The sequence below is a fragment of the Nocardia sp. NPDC059229 genome (assembly GCF_042754165.1).
GTDB lineage: Bacteria > Actinomycetota > Actinomycetes > Mycobacteriales > Mycobacteriaceae > Nocardia.
Genome location: NZ_JBHZAK010000005.1, coordinates 168,372 through 186,413, shown reverse-complemented (window position 1 = coordinate 186,413; position 18,042 = coordinate 168,372). Strand labels below are relative to the sequence as shown.

Below are 18,042 nucleotides of genomic sequence, written 5' to 3'. Positions count from 1 at the left end.
CTCCGTGATCACGCCGGTCCGTTCGCCGCCGATGTCACTGTCGCACAGCCGGAGTGCCGGTTCGCGCGATGATGCTCGCACCGTAGCGCCGGGTCTCGTTCTCGATCTGGCGGGGAGTCGCCGAGCGGGCCAGTGCGATTCGGGCCCCGCTCACCAGCGCCGCGCCCGCCGCGGCGAATACCTGCGGATCCGACAGTGCACCAACGCAATACAGCGTGTCCCGATAGTCGATTCCGATGGCGGGCACCGTGCCGTATGCGCTGAGGGCCCACTGCCGATTGGTGATCCGCTCGACCGTCGGCGTGGGCGTCGCGACGTCGACCGCGAGGAAGGCGAGGTCGTCGGCGGTCCCGGGATTCGGGGTGTACCAGTCGGGTAGTCGCACGGTCCGGAGGTCGATGGCGTCCAGATCGGTTGCATTGTCCGCCAGGGCTTTCCGGCTGCCGCGCACGCTGTCATCGCCGAGCACCAGTAGTCGATGGTCGTGCTCCCCGACGCGGTCGATGTCCGGCCGGCCGGCGATGATGGTGCCGATACCGGTGGCCGCTACGGCCGCCTCCAGATTCTCGTCTGCGGGCAGCAGCACCGCCACCGCGCCGAGCCGCGACAGGGCCGCCGTCGCGATCAGGGCACCCGGTCGCATCCCCATCACCACGCCCACCTGATCGGCGGGCTCCACACCCACCGCGATGAGGGCCCGCACCACCGCGTCGATACGGGCGTTCACCGCGGCCTCGGTGCGCATCCGGCCCGCATAGAGCAGGCAGTCGCGCGAGGAGGTGCGCGCACCCCAGGCCGATCCCGGCGAAATCCTGTTGCCCGGCAGCAGCTTTCCGGGGCGCGCGGGCCGGGGCGGGGCGAACAGCGCCCGCTGGGCCCGGCTCCGCGGCCGGGGCGGCCTCGGTGTCGCCTCGGGCATGTCGACGATCTGCTCGGGGCGCGGCCCGTCACCGCCGTGCCAGTGCAGCCAGTCCGCGATGGCGGGCCAGGTCGTCCGTACCGCGACGCCGCCCGCGACCATCTTGTAGTGCCCGGCGTCGACACCGACCTCGTACACCGGCGCACTGCGCGCCGCGTGCCGGATGCCGCGCACCGAGGCGGCGGGCGCGAGCTGATCCTTCGACCCGACGATCCCGAGAATCGGGCAGGTCAGCTCGCCCAGGCTGTGCACCCGCTCGCCGACCACGAATCCGCCGGAGTGCAGGCGGTTTCCGATCGCGAACTGCCGCAGCAGATCCGAGGCCGCCGGACCCGGGTAGCCGATGCGGCCCTCACCCGCCATGAACCGCCGACGGCGTTCCTCGGCGGGGGACAGGCGCGGTGCGGAGCGGTGGCGCAGGGTATGCACGCGATTGCGCACCGCGTTCACCGGATCGACCAGATCCCACCAGGTCTTCAGGATGGAGTCGGTGATATTGCTGCCCTCGCGCACCGTTTCGGCCAGGAAGTTCGCGATGCGCGGGCCGAACGGGAGCCCGGCGGCGGTCCAGTCCACCATGCTGCCGATCCCGACCATGCTCGCGATCCCCTCGCCGCGCCGGTGTGCCGCGGCCAGGTAGCCGAACATACCGCCCTGGCAGTAGCCGACCAGGTGCACCGCGTCGCCGGTGTGGTCACGCATGGTGTCGACGGCGGCGGCCACCGCCAGGACGTGATCGTCCAGGGTCCGTTCCCAGCCGTTCTCTTCCGTTGCCGGAGAACCGAAGTCGAGGACCCACGGATCGATTCCGGCCCGATGCAGCAGCGTCACCGCTCCGGTCTCGGTGTCCAGGTCGAAGACCTCGGCGGTCATCATGAGCGGAGGTACCAGCAGGGCGGCCGGGCCCGCCGCCGTTTGCTCCGGAAAGTAGCGCCGCAACCGGTACATGGGCCGGCCTTCGACCATGGCGAACGGGCTGGTGACGGGATCGGGTGCACTCCCGACGAATTCCATTGCACTCCCCAGAAATGAAACGTGCCCTAGTCAAAAACTCGCCGTGAGTCCATATGTGTTTGGTCACAGCGGATTTGCCGACTGAAGCCCTGCAACGAGTTCTAGAACAAGTTACAGTGCGAAGGAGTCGATGGGGTGGGTTCATGGACGTTGAAAGTCACTGAGACGCAATAGATCTGCGCATGGTCGCGCGGCAATCGAAAACGGTTCGGCCGTGAAACAGATTGGCGGAGAAGCACAGTCATACGCTCCGCCGTTGGGAGGGGTTCTATGGATATGCTGCGGTGTCCCGTACACAGATACCCGTCGGAGACAACGAGATCACTGGGCCTGGACCCGGTCATGGACGAGGTCCGCGGATCCGGCGGCATCGCGCGGGTGCAGTACCCGTACGGCGATGCGGCCTGGCTGGTCACCGGCTACGAGGATGTGCGAACCGTCTATTCGCAGAAGGCGTTCAGCCGCACCGGAATGTCCCAGGACACCGCGCCGCGGCTCACCGCCGGACTGCTGCTGCAGGGCGGCATCGGCAGTCTCGACGACAGCATCCACACCAAACTGCGCCGCGTCATCGGGCGGGAACTGACCGCTGGGCGGATGACCGCGCTGCGCGCCACCGCCGAGGCCCTCATGACGCGGCGGCTGGCCGAGCTCGAGCGGTCGGCGGCCGCCGACTACGTATCCGCTGTCGCCAAACCGTTTTCGCTGAAGGTGCTCGGTGAGCTGGTCGGCATTCCCGAAGCCGAGCAACCCGAGGTCGCCGACTGGGTGAGCGCGCTGCTCACCGACGCCTCCGTGGCCGCCGCCGGCGCGCGCGGCGCGGACGCCGCGCTGCAGGATCTCGGCAAATACGTGCTGCGCCTCATCGCCGACCGGAAAGCCGCGCCCACCGGGGATTTCGTCTCCGATCTGGTCCGCCACGGCGACGATCTGGCGAAATGGGAGCTGGTGACCGTCGTCTTCGCCCTCATCGTGGGCGGCTACGAATCCTCGGCCCACATGCTGAGCAAGCTCGTGCTGCGCCTGCTGCTCAGCCCGGACCTGTGTGCCGAGCTGCGGGCGCATCCGGCCCGGATCCCGGGTGCGGTCGACGAGCTGCTCCGCACCATCGCCCTGGCCGGTGGTGAAGGACTGCCCTGGCGGGTCCGCGAGCCCATTCGGCTCGGCGGGGTGGACCTGGTGCCCGGCGACTACGTCGTCCCGGCCATCGGCGCCGCCAATCTGGACCCGGCCGTCTACACCGATCCCGAACACATCGACCCGGCACGATCGGCCAAGCCCCACCTGGCCTTCGGTTACGGCACCCGCTACTGCCTGGGCTCCCAGATCGCCCGCATGGAACTCGAGGTCGGCATCGGCACGCTGCTGCGGGACTACCCCGGCGCCCGGCTCGCGGTCGCACCCGAGCAGGTGCGCTGGCACAGCGGGTCGGCGGTCTGGCAACTGGCCGAACTACCGGTGTGCCTGTGATGGCGGTCGGAATCCTGCGCACCGGCGCCTACGTGCCGCCCGCCGAGATCGGCAATGCCACCATCGCGGCCTGGGCGGACACCACACCGGAGTGGGTGGGCGAACGCACCGGCATCGACACCCGCCGCTACGCCGGCCCGGAGACGGCCACCTCCGATCTGGCCCACCGGGCCGCCCTCGATCTGCTCGGGCCCCGGGAGACCTGGCCGCGGATCGGCAGCGTCATCGTCGCCACCTCGACCGGGGATCAGCCGCAGCCCGCGACAGCCGCTGCGCTGCAACACAAATTGGGGCTCAGCGGCATACCCGCCTTCGATCTGAACTCGGTGTGCGTCGGCTACCTCTTCGCCCTCACCGTCGCCGCCGGACTGCTGGAACGCGAGGGAGAGGGGGCGGACCCGGCGCTGGTGGTCGGGGCCGACATCTACTCCCGGATCATGAACCGCGCCGATCGCAAGACCGTGAGCCTGTTCGGTGACGGTGCGGGCGCGACCCTGGTCGGACCGGTGCCGCCGGGTTACGGGCTGCACGCGAGCCGCCTGGTCACCAATGGCGAACTGCGTTGTCTCGTCGAGGTTCCCGCGGGGGAGCGGCTGTTCCGGATGGACGGCCGCGCGGTCCGCGACTACGTGCTGACCATGCTGCCCAAACTCATCGCGGAGGCGCTGGCGGAATCCGGCTACACGCTCGCCGAGATGGACCGGATCATCCTGCACCAGGCCAACACCCGGCTGCTGGAGACCTGTATCCGGGAACTCGGCGTGGATCCCGGCCGGGTGCCGCTGACCGCTCCCCGCTACGGGAACACCGGCGCGGCCTCCATTCCCATCACCCTGCACAGCACCCATCTCGAGCGTCCGCTGCAACGCGGTGAGCGCATTCTGCTGGCCGGCGTCGGCGGCGGCATGAGCGCCGGGGCGGCGGTCCTGACGTGGTATTGACCCGAACGAAATCGGAGGACTCCTGATGCGGCTCGAAGGAAAGGCCGCCGTCGTCACCGGCGGCACCCGGGGGCTCGGCTTCGCGATCGCGAAAGCGTTTCTCGCGGAAGGCGCGTCGGTCATGTGCTCGGCGCGCACGGCCGGGGACTACCAGCTCCTCAAGGAGGAATACCCGGACCGCTGCCTGTTCCATCCGGCCGATGTCGCCGATCCGGCGGCGGTCGAGCAGCTGATGGCCGCGGCCGCGGAATCGCTGTCCGGACTGGACGTGGTGGTGGCCAATGCCGGGGTGAGCCGGGACGGGCGGATCGAACAGCTCGCCCCGCACGACTGGGACGCCATGGTCGCCACCAACCTGACCGGCACCTTCCTGTGCACCCGTGCGGCCGTGCCGCACCTGCGGGAACGCGGCGGCGTGATCATCAATATGTCCTCGTCCATGGCGAGCCGGATAGCGGTCGGCGCGGCCGGCTACAGCGCCACCAAGGCCGCCATCGAAATGTTCACCCGGACCAGCGCAATCGAACTGGGGCAGTACGGAATCCGGGTCAACGCCCTCTCACCCGGCATTCTCGACGCCGGCATGGGCGGCCGGCTGGCCGGCAACGATCGGGTCTGGGCCGCCTACCGCAAGCGGTTCGCCCTGGGCCGGGCCGGGCGGGTCGAGGAGGCCGCGCAGGCGGCCGTGTTCCTCGCCTCCGACGACGCCTCCTACGTCAACGGGGCGATTCTCGATGTCAACGGAGGTTTGATGTGGGCCTGACCGACCAGCGCAACAATCCGTTCAGCGAACCCGAGCAGGCCGAGCTGGTGGAGCTCGGGCGCAAGCATGTGATGGGCATGGAATACACCGACGCCGAGGAGGTCTGGATCAGCTCGGGCATGGAGCATCTGCTGCTGCAGACCGTCGGGCGGCGGAGCGGGAAGACCCACAAGGTGGCGCTGCCGTTCTGGGTCGACGCGGCGGGACACCGCATCGTCGTCGCCTCCTTCATCGGGGCGCCGCGGCATCCGGCCTGGTACTGGAACCTCACCGACACCGCGGCCAATGCCGAGGTGCGGGTGAAGCTGCGCGCGGCCGAGCTCCGGGCGCGTCCCCAGATCATCGAAGATCCCGAGTATCAGGAGGTTTGGGACGCCTTGACGACCGACCGCGAGTTCTACCGCGACTATCAGTCCCGGACCGAACGTCGGATACCGCTGGTCCGATTGCGCGAACTGTGAGCGAGGCGAATGCGGCGGCGCTGCAGGGCGTTCCGGTGACCGCGCTGTGGACGCTGTGGAGCCGGGCGTCCGAATCCGCCCGGACCGATTCGGACTTCTGCGATTTCCGTGCCGAGGAACTGTGCCGGTCGATCCACTTCGACTACCGGAGCTTCGGCAGGCCCGCCCAGACCCAGGTGCTGCGCGCCCGCACCATCGACGCGGAAATCGAACGCTTCCACCGGAACTCGCCCGGCGGCACCGTGGTCGCCCTCGGCGAGGGACTGCAGACGACCTACTGGCGGCTCGGCACACCGGACCTGAACTGGATCTCGGTGGACCTGCCGGAGATGATCGCCCTGCGTGAGCAGCTGCTGCCGGAGGAGACACGGGTCCGCACGGTCGCCGCGTCGGCGCTGGACCGGTCCTGGTTCGACCTGGTCGGCGCCGGGGACGTGCTCATCACGGCCGAGGGCCTGTTCATGTACCTGCAGCCGGACGAGGTGTACGCGCTGATCGGCGATATGGCACAGCGGTTTCCGGGCGCGAGCGTCATCTTCGACGTCCTGCCGCCCGGCCTGACCGAGCGCACGCTGAACGGGACCAAGTTGGCCCGCGGATCGGACTATGTATTGCCGCCCATGCCCTTCGGCCTGACCGTCGCCCAGACCCGGGCGCTGCCGCAGCAGATCCCAGGAGTCTCCGGCTACCAGGAGCTTCCGATGCTCCCCGGACGCGGCTGGTGTTCACCGGTGATGCTCGGCCTGCAGCGCAGGCTGCCGCTGGTCCGGAACCACCGCCATCTGATCGCGCGGCTGACCTTCGCGTAGGGGCCGCGGCTCGGCGCGGCTGCGGCCCACCGGTGACCGGGTTAAGGTCACAGAGTTGAGTGAAACCCGACCGGTCAGGATGCAGCACGTGGAGAACAAGAAGGCACCGTGGACCGCCGCCGACATCCCGAATCTGCAGGGGCGCACCGCCATTGTGACGGGGGCAAGTGCCGGGCTGGGGTTGGAGACCGCGCTGCGGCTCGCCGAACACGGCGCCCGGGTGGTCCTCGCCTGCCGCAATGCCGACAAGGCCGCGGCCGCGGCGGAAACCATCCGCCGGACCGCGCCGGACGCCGACTTGCCGTTCGTGGAACTGGATCTGACGTCGCTGAAGTCGGTCCACCGGGCCGCGGCACGGCTGCACGACGACTTCGGGCAGATCGACCTGCTGGTGAACAATGCGGGCACGCTGAGCCGGGAGCGGACCGTCACCGAGGACGGGTTCGAAACCACCTTCGGCACAAACCATCTGGGCCCGTTCGCATTCACCGGACTCCTGCTCGATCTGCTGCACTCGGCGCCACAGGCCCGCGTCGTCACGGTGACCAGCGGGGTCCCCGCGCAGAAGGGCACCTGGCTCGACCTCGACGACCTCACCTACGAGCGGCGCACCTACAAGGCCTACCCCGCCTACGCGCAGTCCAAGCAGGCCAACGCCAGCTTCGCATTCGAACTGCAGCGGCAGCTCAACGGCACCGGCAGCCGGCTGATCTCGGTGCTGGCCCACCCGGGCGCCGCCGAATCCGACTTCGCCCAGAACTTCGGTCCCGCAGTCGCCTTCCTGTCCCGGCCCTCGCTGCGCTGGGTGTTCCGGATCGTCATGCAGACCGTCGAGATGGGTGCGCTGCCGAGCCTGCGCGCCGCCACCGACCCCGGCGTGCGCGGCGGTGACTTCTACGGCCCCACCGGCTCGACCAAGGGCTACCCGGTGCCGAACGCAGCCGGGGAACGCACCCGCGATCCCGAGCTGGCGGCCCAGCTGTGGGCCGAATCCGAACGGCTCACCGGAGTCACCTACCGGTTCGACCAACTCGACGGCGAGGCCGACTAGGCCCGACACGCCGAACGCCCCCTGAAATCCTCAGGGGGCGTTCACCTTACGACCGGGTCAGCGGCTCAGATCCGGGTCCACATCGTCATCGGACAGCAGCGCGCTGCCGGCGACCCGATCGGCGGCCAGGGCGTCCAAGAAGGCGCGCGCCCACCGGTCGACGTCATGGGTGAGGACCTGGCGCCGCATCGAACGCATCCGGCGGCGACGGGTGTCGCGGTCGTCGTCGATCGCGCCGATCAGGGCGTCCTTGACGCTGTCGAGATCGTGCGGATTGCACAGGTAGGCCTGCCGCAATTCCGCTGCCGCACCGGTGAATTCGCTCAGCACCAGCGCACCGTTCAGACTGCCCTGACACGCCACGTACTCCTTGGCAACCAGATTCATGCCGTCGCGCAACGGCGTCACCACCATGACGTCGGCGGCCACGAAGAACGCGATCAGCTCCTCGCGCGGGATGGGGCGGTGCAGGTAGTGCACCACCGGATAACCCACCCGGGCGAACTCGCCGTTGATCCGCCCCACCTGGCGCTCGATGTCGCCGCGCATCTGGATGTAGGACTCGACGCGTTCGCGGCTCGGCGTGGCCAGCTGCACCATCACCGTGTCCGCAGGGTCGATGCGCCCGTCGTGCAGCAGCTCCTCGAGCGCGGCGAGCCGGATGTCGATGCCCTTGGTGTAGTCCAGGCGGTCCACGCCCAGCAGGATCGTCTTCGGATTGCCCAGCTCCGCACGGATTTTCGCGGCCCGCTCCCGCACTCCGCGGCGGCGCGAATACTCGTCCAGCTCGGTGGAGGTGATGGAGATCGGGAACGCGCCCACCCGCACGGTGCGGAAACCCACCTGCACCACACCGAGTTTCGAACGCACGCCCACATTGCCGCGCGACGTCGGCTGGCCGGCCAGCCTTCTGGCCAGATACAGGAAGTTCTGCGCGCCGCCCGGCAGATGGAAGCCGATCAGGTCGGCGCCGAGCAGGCCCTCGACGATCTCGGTGCGCCACGGCATCTGCATGAACAGTTCCACCGGTGGGAACGGAATGTGCAGGAAGAAGCCGATGGTCAGATCGGGCCGCAGCATGCGCAGCATCTTCGGCACCAGCTGCAGCTGGTAGTCCTGTACCCACACCGTCGCGCCCTCGGCGGCCACCTTGGCGGTGTACTCGGCGAAACGGCGGTTCACCTGGACGTACGCCTGCCACCACTGGCGGTCGTAGACCGGCCGCACGATCACGTCGTGATACAGCGGCCACAGCGTCGCGTTGGAGAAGCCCTCGTAGTAATCGGCGACCTCGTCGCCCGACAGTGGCACCGGATGCAGTTCCAGACCGTCCTCGACGATCGGATCCAGATCCACATCCGGGACGCCGGCCCAGCCGACCCAGGCGCCCTTGTTGTTGCGCAGTACTGGTTCCAGCGCGGTCACCAGGCCGCCGGGGCTGCGCTTCCAGCGAGTGGTTCCATCGGGTAGTCGCTCCAGGTCGACCGGAAGCCGGTTGGCGACGACGACGAAACCGGAGCCGGAGCTATCCGGGTGCACGGGTCATTCGCCTCGCGTCGGACCGATGCCCAGCATGGACAGCAGCATGCGGCACTCGTCGGCATCGGTGGCGTAGGCGGCCACCACACGCTGGGCCTGTCGAGCGGTTTCGTCGGCGAGCGGTTCCAGATCGTCGTCCGCGATGTCGTTTGCGCCGGTCTTCGCGGCCATCTCATGTCCTCTCGGGAAAGTCTGCTCGGTGCGAGGAGTCCATCGTATCTGCCAGGAAAGTCGGGACCGTGCGCTGCGTACATTGCGAGCCCTAACCGCAATGGTCGTGCTGACCAGACCTGCCGACCAGACCGCACGGTCGGCGGCACCGGGCGAAACGTTCCAGGCCCCGATGCCTATACGGTCTACGAAACGTGGAAATCGGAAACGTGGCGAAGGGGTCTGAAGCATGCCGTTGGCGACGGTGAACGGAATCTCGCTGAACTACCAGGTCAAGGGAGACCGGTCCAAGGGCACCGACGTCAAGGGGTCCGCGCCGCTGGTCGTCATGATCATGGGCACCGGTAGCGGCGGCCGGGTGTGGGAACTGCACCAGGTGCCCGCGCTGGTCGCCGCCGGATTCCGGGTCTGCACCTTCGACAACCGCGGCATCGCACCGTCCTTCGAATCGCCCGCCGGGATCACCATCGAGGACCTGGTGCGCGACACCGCCGCCCTCATCGAATTCCTCGACGAGGGACCGGCCCTGGTGGTCGGTCAGTCCATGGGCGCGCGGGTCGCGCAGGAACTCGCGCTGGCCCGGCCCGACCTGGTCCGCAAGGCCATCTTCATGGCCGGACACGCCCGGCTCGACCAGTTCCAGAAGACGCTCTCGTTCGGCGAGCACGAACTCGACGCCTCCGGCACGCGGCTGCCCGCCAAATACGAGGCCGCCATGACCGCCATCATGAACCTCTCGCCGGCCACCATGGCCGACCCGCACGCCGCTCGTGACTGGCTCGACCTGTTCGAATTCACCGGCGGCCCGGCCGCGCCCGGCGTGCGCGCCCAGCGGCGCATGGACCACGACTTCGACCGCACCCATGCCTACCGGGCCATCACCGTGCCCTGCCTGTCCATGGGCTTCGCGGACGACCGGATGATCCCGCCCTACCTTTCCCGCGAAGTCGCCGATATTATTCCGGGAGCCCGTTACCAGGAGGTTCCCGACGCCGGGCACTTCGGCTACCTGGAACAACCGGAGGCCGTCAACAAGATCCTGCTCGAATTCTTCGCGGCCTGAACGAAGTGCAGGTAACCGCCCAGCGGTAACGCCTGCCTTGCTAGGGTCGAATCAACGTCGGGGGCTCGTTCCATCACTGCGGTGGCTGGACGATCCGTCTACGTTCCCGTACACAGCGCCAGTATCCAGTGAGGTGAAATGAGCACCAACCCCTTCGATGACGAAGACGGCCGGTTCTTCGTCCTGGTCAACGATGAGGAACAGCACTCCCTGTGGCCCGCCTTCGCCGAGGTTCCGGCGGGTTGGCGAGTCGTCTTCGGCGAGGACAGCCGTGCCGCGTGCGTCGAGTACGTCGAGAAGAACTGGACCGACATGCGTCCGAAGAGCCTGCGAGACGCCATGGCGGCGGACGACGCGGCTCGTCAGGCGGCTCAGTCCTGACACCCTGCGGTTAGTCCGATACTGCGCGAACGGCTTCCGAACGCGGCCGGTCGATGCCACGAGCGTCGCCCGGCCGCGCTCCGGTCTTCCACGCAGCATCGTTCCGACTGGGACGCCGGCTTTTCCGCGCAGCCGGCCACCCCGGTTATGATGGCACCGCTTTCCGCCTCCTTAGCTCAGTGGTAGAGCACTCGCCTTGTAAGCGAAAGGTCGTCAGTTCAATCCTGACAGGGGGCTCAAAAAGGCTCTGACCAGCGAAAGCAGGTCGGAGCCTGCTTCCTTTTGAGCGACGGAAATTCGGTCGTTCAGGCGGCACCTGAACGCTGTGGGCAAGCCGCCCAAGACGGTGATGACCTACGTCGAAGCGGTCAGTGGTTCGTGGGGCGCACCTGCGGTGTGAGACCAATCACACTGATTGGTCCCAGGTGGGGCCGACGATGTGAACTCGTGGATGGTGTGGCTGCTCGAGCGCTACGCCGACAGCTACGCCAACAACCAACACCGGGTCCTCGTTCGCACATGTCGGATGCTGGTTCATCTGGCTAGAGGCTTCGTTGCCGTAGCTGGCCAGGAGAAGCGTGGTATCTGTCCCGGCAGGCCTTGTTGAAGACCGACAGAGCCGAAAAACCGCTGTCGTAGGCGATATCGGCGATGGTTCGGCGTTGATTCTGGGGATCGGACAGGCGTGCCACCGCCCGTTCGAGACGGGCGGTGAGCAGGTAGCTATGGGGAGTAGTGCCCGAAAGTCGCATGGCGCGTTCGAGCTGGCGGCGCGTGATGCCGAGATCTTCGGCGACGGTTTCCACAGTGACCCGCGGGTCATCGGAGCATCTGCGGATGTGCAGGCGCGCATGTCGGGATATCGCGGCCAGTTTCGTGTTCTCCGGGGCCCAGCGTTCGTCCAGAGCGCTGGCCAGCAGCCCGGTCCAGTGCATGCTGATCTTCAAGAATTGGGTCGCCGTCATCGTGTCGCCATGGCGGTCGAGCTGTTCGGTGAGCGCAAGCACGGACCCGAGCAGCGGGTCGTGGGCGTCCAATGCCAGATGCGGCGGCCCATCGGGAGACAAGCGCAGTGTGTCGGCAGGAACGTTCAGAATCCAGCTCCGCACATGGTCGCCGTGGGAGAGCACCATGCGCTGGCCCCAATCGACGACGCCCATCTGACCAGGCCGCAGCAGCACTCGTGTGCCGTGTTGCTCGATGCCGACGGTTCCGCTGCGCGGGATCAGCAATCGGGTGCTGCGGTCGCCGTCCGCCTCGACCTCGGCCAGCGTGCGTTCGTAGGAAATCTCGGTGGATTCGAACTGCACATTCTGGAAGTCGCCCAACTGATAGCCCGCCAGGCGCTGAACCCGCAGCGCGCCATCGAAGTTCGGCCAATCGCTGAAGTCGACCCGCGCTCCGCCCTGATTGGTGGAAACCTGCTCGCGCCAGTACGCCGGTCTGTCGTCCTTCGGCACCTCGGATGTGGTGTCGCTTGACAATTCCAGCTCAGACACCTGCGTCCCTCTTCGGCGTTGTCGCAATCCCGGAAAAGGTTCGTCGCAAATCCGGTCGACCCGAATCTATACGCGCACTTAACCTTTGACTAAGTGAGTCGCTCGCCACGCTGCTCGACGAAATCGAACGCGAACAGGGCTGACCCGCACCGTTGTCGATGTTGCTGACCTACGAAGGGGGTAGATCAGCAACACCTTCGGCGATCCGGCCGTGCACGCGGTCAGCCTCGGCCAATGGGTCGAGGGCGAGGAAGTCCCGGAACTGTTGTGCCGCACCGGTGTCGCCGGATGGTCCCCGACCGCGCTGGAACCTCGGCGACGGCACAGGGCACGTCGGCAACGACGTTGTGTCCTCGCTGACAGTGGCTCCAGGCTACTCGGCTGTTTCCTATAAGGACGGCGACTGCAAGGGCGCGGAGATGATCTACACCGGCGACATCGCCTACGTCGGCGATTCGATGGACGACACCATCTCCTCGGTGAGAGTCATCAAAACCGACACGCTGAAGCCGCGCATTCTCAGGTACTCCAATGTCACCAACTTTCCCCCACAGAACGATGTCTATGCACTTGTAGAGCCGCTCGACCTCGAGGACATAGACAACCCGGGACCCGTCCTTGCGACCATCAATTCATTCCCCGTGACGGTCAATCCACCCAGGCAGTTCCTCGACCGTCGGGTCTCCAGCGGCCAGGACCCGGGAGACGAGCCCCGAGGAAGAGTTGGGATCGTCCCTGTCATCGAAAAGATCCGGCAGCCGGGGGTTGGTGCGCTCCTCGCAGGAAACTCCCAGGGAAGGGTCAGGTTCTTCGCGGGGGAAGCGCAGAATATGGCCTTATGACAGGTGTGCCCGTTCAGCCGCGCGAACCCGAGGCGAGGGTGCTCGTCGTTGACGACGAGCCCATGATCGTCGAGCTACTGTCGGTGAGCCTGCGATATCAAGGGTTCGAGGTCGCGAGTGCAGCGAGCGGCACCGAGGGGCTGGACAAGGCCAAGACCTTCCGGCCGGATGCACTGATCATCGATGTGATGATGCCCGGGATGGACGGCTTCGGGCTGTTGCGGCGGCTCCGGGCCGACGGGATCGACGCACCGGTGCTGTTCCTGACCGCGCGCGACGACGTGGACGACAAGATCACCGGACTGACGCTCGGGGCCGACGACTACGTCACCAAGCCGTTCAGCCTCGAAGAGGTGGTCGCGCGGCTCCGGGTGATTCTGCGGCGGTCCGGGCGCTCGGCGCCGGAGACCAAGACGTCGCGGCTGCGGTTCGCCGATATCGAACTCGACGACGACACCCACGAGGTGTGGAAGGCGGGCGAACCGGTTGCCCTGTCGCCCACCGAGTTCACGCTGCTGCGGTACTTCCTGGTCAATGCCGGCACCGTGCTGAGCAAGCCGCGGATCCTGGACCACGTGTGGCGCTACGACTTCGGCGGCGAGGTCGGCGTGGTCGAAACCTATGTGTCCTACCTGCGCAAGAAGGTCGACACCGGACCGGATCGGCTCATCCACACCCTGCGCGGGGTCGGCTACGTCATGCGGGAGCCGCGCGGCAAGACGGCCAACGCGTGAACGCTGCCCCGCCGGTCGATGGCACAGGCACGGCTCGCAGTCTCCGGGGCAAGCTCGCCGACGGGCTCGCCGCGGTGCCGCTGCGCACCACCCTGGTGCTCGCGCTGGTGTCCCTGGTCGGATTCGGGCTGCTGGTCTCGGGTATCGCGGTCACCTCGCTGATGCGCAATGTGCTGGTCGAACGCATCGACCGGCAGCTCTACGACGCCGCTCACAGCTGGGCCGCGCCCGGCGCGCAACGCCCGGAACCGCTGCCCACCGTGCGCGGGCGGGAACGGCCGCCGCACCTGTACTGGGTGCAGGTGCAGGATGCGACGGGCCAGGTCACGCTGAGCCTGTCGGCGGGCGTGCAGCAGCCCGAGGTGCCCGCGGACCTGGGCAATCGACCGGAGACCGTCGGATCGGTGGGCGCGTCCACCGAGGAGTGGCGGGTGCTGCGGACCGTCAACGAGTACGGCACCAGCACCATCGCGCTGCGCATGGACGAGACGAACTCGCTGCTGGACAAGCTGATCGTGCTGCAACTGGTGATCGGCGCGCTGGTGCTGGCGGCGCTGGCGGCGGTGGCACGCATCGTGATCCGGCGCAGTCTGCGGCCGCTGCGGGAGGTCGAGCGCACCGCGGCCGCCATTGCGGGCGGTGACCTGCATCAGCGAGTTCCGGTGCGCGGCACCGACACCGAGGTCGATCACCTCTCACAGTCGCTGAACACCATGCTGACCCAGATCCAGCAGGCCTTCGCCGCCACCGAGGCCTCCGAGGAGGCGGCGCGGCGCTCCGAGGCCAAGATGCGGCGCTTCGTCGCCGACGCCAGCCACGAACTGCGCACCCCGCTCACCACCATCAAGGGCTTCTCCGAGCTGTACCGGCAGGGCGCGATCACCGATCCCGACATGCTGATGGACCGCATCGAACGCGAGTCCAAGCGGATGGGGCTGCTGATCGAGGACCTGCTCATGCTGGCCCGGCTGGACGCGCAGCGGCCGATCGAGCGGCGGCCGCTGGACCTGCTCATGATGGCCAGCGATGCCGTGCACAGTGCGCGCGCCCTGGCGGCGGCACAGCGCCCGGAGGGTCCGGACCGCAAGATCGACCTCGAAATCCGGCCCGGGCCCGGCACTCTGGAGATGCTCGGCGACGAGACGCGACTGCGGCAGGTGCTGGCCAATCTGATCAACAACGCGCTGGTGCACACCCCGCCCGAGGCGGAGGTGACGGTGCGGCTCACCCCGGCCGTCGACGAGGTGCTCATCGAGGTCGCCGACACCGGGCCGGGACTGGAGGCCGAACAGGCCGAGCGGGTCTTCGAACGCTTCTATCGCACCGATGCGTCCCGCAGCCGGGACAGCGGCGGTACGGGACTGGGACTGTCGATCGTGCATGCGCTGGTCGATGCGCACGGCGGCAAGGTGTCGGTGACCAGTGAGCCGGGGGAGGGCACCACGTTCACCGTCCGGCTGCCGCGCGAACCGCGCTGAGCGGTGCCCGCGCGGGACGCGGGCACCCGGGTTCACTACGCGGGGACGTTCGCGCCGTAGCCGAGGTCGCGCAGGGCCTGCTTGATCATGGCCTGCGCCTCGTCGAGGGATTCCTTGCTGGGTTCCGGGTCCGCCCCGCTGATGTCGAAGTCACCCAGGTGGAAGGCCGGGAAGACGTGCATGTGCAGGTGCGGCACCTCGAGACCCGCGATGAGCAGGCCCGCCCGCGGGGCGTCCCAGGCGGCCCGCACGGCCTGGCCGATCTTCTGGGCGACCGCGGTCAGGCGCGCGAAGGTGCCCGGATCGACGTCCTGCCACTGGTCGATCTCCTTGCGCGGCACGACCAGCGTGTGCCCCTGCGTCACCGGGGCGATCGTGAGGAAGCCGACGAATTCGTCGTCCTCCCAGACGAACCGGCCCGGCAGCTGACCGTCGATGATTGCGGAGAAAACAGAAGCCATGCCCCGGACCTTACGCGGGGAAGAACACCCCCGCGCGAACGCACAACGGACCGCTACCGATTGCGTCTGCCCAGCCCTTTAAGCTGTCTGCCGTGCGCGTACTCGTCATTGGTTCCGGAGCCCGTGAACATGCCCTCGTCCTGGCACTGCGCAAGGACCCGGCGGTGTCCGCCGTGTATGCGGCGCCCGGCAATGCCGGCATCGCCCAGCACGCCGAGGTGCGTGCGGTGGAGGCCACCTCCGGGGCGGAGGTGACCGCGCTCGCCCAGGAGCTGGGCGTCGATCTGGTCGTGGTCGGACCCGAGGTGCCGCTGGTACTCGGCGTGGCCGATGCGGTGCGGGCCGCCAGGATCCCGGCGTTCGGCCCGTCCGCCGCCGCCGCGCGGATCGAGGGCTCGAAGGCCTTCGCCAAGGACGTCATGAACGCGGCCGGGGTGCGCACCGCGCACAGCGAGATCGTCGATCATCCGGGCGAATTGGATGCGGCGCTGGATCGTTTCGGGCCGACCTGGGTGGTCAAGGACGACGGCCTGGCCGCCGGCAAGGGCGTCGTGGTGACCCCGGACCGGTCGGTAGCCCGTGAGCACGGCGCCGAACTGCTCGAGCAGGGCCACCCGGTGCTGCTGGAGTCCTTCCTCGACGGCCCCGAGGTGTCGCTGTTCTGCCTGGTCGACGGCGAGACCGTGGTGCCGCTGCTGCCCGCCCAGGACCACAAGCGGGTCGGCGACGGCGACACCGGGCCGAACACCGGCGGCATGGGCGCGTACACGCCGCTGCCGTGGCTGCCGGACCAGACCCTGCAGGCCATTGTCGACGATGTGGTGAAACCCGTTGCGGCCGAGATGGTTCGCCGCGGCGTGCCGTTCAGCGGCCTGCTGTACGCCGGTCTCGCCGTCGGGCAGGCCGGGCCGGCCGTGATCGAATTCAACTGCCGCTTCGGCGATCCCGAGACCCAGGCCGTGCTGGCCATGCTGGACAGCCCGCTGGGCGAGCTGCTGTACGCCACCGCGACCGGCACCCTGGACCAGGTGCCCGCGCCGCGCTGGAAGGACGGCGCCGCCGTCACCGTGGTGCTGGCCGCCGAGAACTACCCGGCCCGCCCGCGCAGCGGCGATGTCATCACCGGGGCCGAATCCACCGGTACCGGAACCGAATCCGAGGTGCTGCACGCCGGCACCGCGCAGCGTGAGGACGGCGCGCTGGTCTCCGCCGGCGGCCGCGTGCTCGCCATCGTCGGCCAGGGCGCGGATCTCGCCGAGGCCCGCAAGAACGCCTACGACCGGCTGGCCGGAATCAAGCTGCCGGGCGGCCACTTCCGCACCGACATCGCCCTGGCCGCCACCGAGGGTCGCATCACGGTCCCGACCGCGGTCTGAGTTCACGAGACGAAACAGTGCCCGCCCGAACCGAGTTCGGGCGGGCACTGCCATATCGCGGCTCAGCCCACGATGATGCCGTGCTGGGCCAGCCAGGGCTGCGGGTCCACGTGCTGGCCGTTGATGATGATCTCGAAGTGCAGGTGCGGTCCCGTCGAGTCGCCGCGGTTGCCGATGCGCGCGATCTGCAGGCCCGCCGGGACGCGCTCGCCGACCGACACCGAGAAGTCGTACATGTGCCCGTAGACGGAGATGGTGCCGTCGTCGTGGCGGATGCGCACCCACAGGCCGAAGCCCTGGGCCGGGCCCGCGTCGATGACGGTGCCCGCGGCCACCGCGTAGATCGGTGAGCCGAGCGGCGCGGCGATGTCGATGCCCGCGTGGAAGGTGCCCCAGCGCGCCCCGAACCCGGAGGTGAACACGCCCTTCGCGGGCAGCGCGAACCCGCCTGCGCCGGGATTCACGAAGCCGGGCGGCAGCGAACTGTCCGGTGACGGCGTCATCCACGGCTGCGGCTGCCCGGCGACGGCCGCCGCGGCCTCCGCCTTGGCCCGCTCCAGCGTGGCCGCCGCGGCCGCCGAGACCACCGCCTGCTCGCGCAGATGCTCACCGTTGTTGATGGCGTCCAGATACCGTTTCGACGTCTCCGGGGAGGCCTGCACCTGCAGCGGATACTGCACCGGAACCCGCAGCGCCACACCGGGACCCACCTCGGCGTCGGTGGGCAGCAGGCCCAGCGCGCCGTCCGCGCTCGCGAACACCAGCACCGCGATCACGCCGCCGATCAGCACCCGGTGCCGAATGCCCCACGCGCGCACCACCGGCCACTGCCGCCGCGCTTCGGCCCGGCCCCGCCGCACCAGCTCGACGGTCTCGGCCCACGAGCGCGGCCGCCGGGCCCACCGCTCGATCGCGCGTTCCCGCGCGATCGGCGCGTACAGCCGCAGCCAGGCGATCGCCTGCCCCGCGAGCCGGACCACCGACCGCCAGACCCGTTCCAGCGCCTCCTGACCTCGCGAGGGCTCGTCCTGGAATGCCAGCTGCGACCGCACACCCGGCGTATAGCTGTC

At 68.6% G+C, this 18,042-nt stretch carries 18 protein-coding genes and 1 tRNA gene; 13 read left to right on the top strand and 6 right to left on the bottom strand.

Features of this window, described 5'->3' with window-relative positions; all coding sequences use genetic code 11:
- Positions 1–34: 34 nt before the first annotated feature.
- Positions 35–1,933, bottom strand: a complete 1,899-nt coding sequence (locus ACFXHE_RS14315; RefSeq protein WP_379383088.1) for an alpha/beta fold hydrolase — start codon at positions 1,931–1,933, stop codon at positions 35–37.
- A 342-nt stretch (positions 1,934–2,275) separates the two neighbouring features.
- Here ACFXHE_RS14315 and ACFXHE_RS14310 point away from each other — a divergent pair, with 342 nt between their 5' ends.
- The 6 genes from ACFXHE_RS14310 (at position 2,276) to ACFXHE_RS14285 (ending at position 7,428) form a co-directional block, all read left to right on the top strand.
- Positions 2,276–3,403 carry a cytochrome P450 gene (locus ACFXHE_RS14310; protein WP_379383086.1) on the top strand — a complete coding sequence of 376 codons (1,128 nt, stop codon included), beginning with the start codon at positions 2,276–2,278 and terminating at the stop codon, positions 3,401–3,403.
- Entirely contained in the window at positions 3,403–4,344 is a 942-nt protein-coding gene (locus ACFXHE_RS14305; RefSeq protein WP_379383084.1) for a 3-oxoacyl-ACP synthase III family protein, read from the top strand. Before ACFXHE_RS14310 ends, ACFXHE_RS14305 begins: the two co-directional genes overlap by 1 nt.
- Positions 4,345–4,369: 25 nt before the next feature.
- Positions 4,370–5,107, top strand: coding sequence for an SDR family NAD(P)-dependent oxidoreductase (locus tag ACFXHE_RS14300; RefSeq protein WP_379383082.1), 738 nt, complete (start codon positions 4,370–4,372; stop codon positions 5,105–5,107).
- Positions 5,098–5,568, top strand: coding sequence for a nitroreductase/quinone reductase family protein (locus ACFXHE_RS14295; protein WP_379383080.1), 471 nt, complete (start codon positions 5,098–5,100; stop codon positions 5,566–5,568). Before ACFXHE_RS14300 ends, ACFXHE_RS14295 begins: the two co-directional genes overlap by 10 nt.
- Positions 5,565–6,377 carry a class I SAM-dependent methyltransferase gene (locus ACFXHE_RS14290; protein WP_379383078.1) on the top strand — a complete coding sequence of 271 codons (813 nt, stop codon included), beginning with the start codon at positions 5,565–5,567 and terminating at the stop codon, positions 6,375–6,377. Before ACFXHE_RS14295 ends, ACFXHE_RS14290 begins: the two co-directional genes overlap by 4 nt.
- A gap of 79 nt (positions 6,378–6,456) precedes the next feature.
- A complete protein-coding gene (locus tag ACFXHE_RS14285; protein ID WP_379383443.1) occupies positions 6,457–7,428 on the top strand; it encodes an oxidoreductase in 972 nt (323 codons plus the stop codon).
- A gap of 57 nt (positions 7,429–7,485) precedes the next feature.
- Here the strand turns inward: ACFXHE_RS14285 and ACFXHE_RS14280 are convergent, their stop codons facing one another.
- A complete protein-coding gene (locus ACFXHE_RS14280) occupies positions 7,486–8,967 on the bottom strand; it encodes a trehalose-6-phosphate synthase (protein ID WP_379383076.1) in 1,482 nt (493 codons plus the stop codon).
- Between the two features lie 3 nt (positions 8,968–8,970).
- Entirely contained in the window at positions 8,971–9,138 is a 168-nt protein-coding gene (locus ACFXHE_RS14275; RefSeq protein ID WP_162958162.1) for a hypothetical protein, read from the bottom strand.
- Between the two features lie 229 nt (positions 9,139–9,367).
- Here ACFXHE_RS14275 and ACFXHE_RS14270 point away from each other — a divergent pair, with 229 nt between their 5' ends.
- From ACFXHE_RS14270 to ACFXHE_RS14260, 3 genes are all read left to right on the top strand, one after another.
- On the top strand, positions 9,368–10,201 hold the full coding sequence (locus ACFXHE_RS14270) for an alpha/beta fold hydrolase (RefSeq protein ID WP_379383074.1): 834 nt from the start codon (positions 9,368–9,370) through the stop codon (positions 10,199–10,201).
- Between the two features lie 138 nt (positions 10,202–10,339).
- Positions 10,340–10,582: an MbtH family protein gene (locus tag ACFXHE_RS14265; RefSeq protein WP_019931522.1), complete on the top strand. Its 243-nt coding sequence runs from the start codon at positions 10,340–10,342 to the stop codon at positions 10,580–10,582.
- A 165-nt stretch (positions 10,583–10,747) separates the two neighbouring features.
- Positions 10,748–10,819, top strand: a tRNA-Thr gene (locus ACFXHE_RS14260).
- Between the two features lie 305 nt (positions 10,820–11,124).
- On the opposite strand, the gene ACFXHE_RS14255 is transcribed toward ACFXHE_RS14260, so the two are convergent.
- A complete protein-coding gene (locus ACFXHE_RS14255) occupies positions 11,125–12,081 on the bottom strand; it encodes an AraC family transcriptional regulator (protein ID WP_379383072.1) in 957 nt (318 codons plus the stop codon).
- Positions 12,082–12,359: 278 nt separating this feature from the next.
- Here ACFXHE_RS14255 and ACFXHE_RS14250 point away from each other — a divergent pair, with 278 nt between their 5' ends.
- The 3 genes from ACFXHE_RS14250 (at position 12,360) to ACFXHE_RS14240 (ending at position 15,135) form a co-directional block, all read left to right on the top strand.
- A complete protein-coding gene (locus ACFXHE_RS14250) occupies positions 12,360–12,923 on the top strand; it encodes a hypothetical protein (RefSeq protein ID WP_379383070.1) in 564 nt (187 codons plus the stop codon).
- Positions 12,920–13,657 carry a response regulator transcription factor gene (locus tag ACFXHE_RS14245; RefSeq protein ID WP_354831085.1) on the top strand — a complete coding sequence of 246 codons (738 nt, stop codon included), beginning with the start codon at positions 12,920–12,922 and terminating at the stop codon, positions 13,655–13,657. The genes ACFXHE_RS14250 and ACFXHE_RS14245 overlap by 4 nt, the downstream gene beginning before the upstream one ends.
- 74 nt (positions 13,658–13,731) lie before the next feature.
- Positions 13,732–15,135, top strand: a complete 1,404-nt coding sequence (locus ACFXHE_RS14240) for a sensor histidine kinase (protein ID WP_379383442.1) — start codon at positions 13,732–13,734, stop codon at positions 15,133–15,135.
- A 35-nt stretch (positions 15,136–15,170) separates the two neighbouring features.
- On the opposite strand, the gene ACFXHE_RS14235 is transcribed toward ACFXHE_RS14240, so the two are convergent.
- The gene (locus tag ACFXHE_RS14235; protein ID WP_354831079.1) at positions 15,171–15,596 is read right to left on the bottom strand and encodes an HIT family protein; all 426 of its coding nucleotides are present in this window, start codon (positions 15,594–15,596) and stop codon (positions 15,171–15,173) included.
- Between the two features lie 92 nt (positions 15,597–15,688).
- Here ACFXHE_RS14235 and purD point away from each other — a divergent pair, with 92 nt between their 5' ends.
- Positions 15,689–16,972 (top strand): phosphoribosylamine--glycine ligase, encoded by a 1,284-nt coding sequence (gene purD, locus ACFXHE_RS14230; protein ID WP_379383068.1) that lies wholly within the window; start codon positions 15,689–15,691, stop codon positions 16,970–16,972.
- A gap of 62 nt (positions 16,973–17,034) precedes the next feature.
- Here purD and ACFXHE_RS14225 read toward each other — a convergent pair whose 3' ends face one another.
- Positions 17,035–18,024, bottom strand: a complete 990-nt coding sequence (locus ACFXHE_RS14225) for a M23 family metallopeptidase (RefSeq protein ID WP_379383066.1) — start codon at positions 18,022–18,024, stop codon at positions 17,035–17,037.
- Positions 18,025–18,042: the final 18 nt, after the last annotated feature.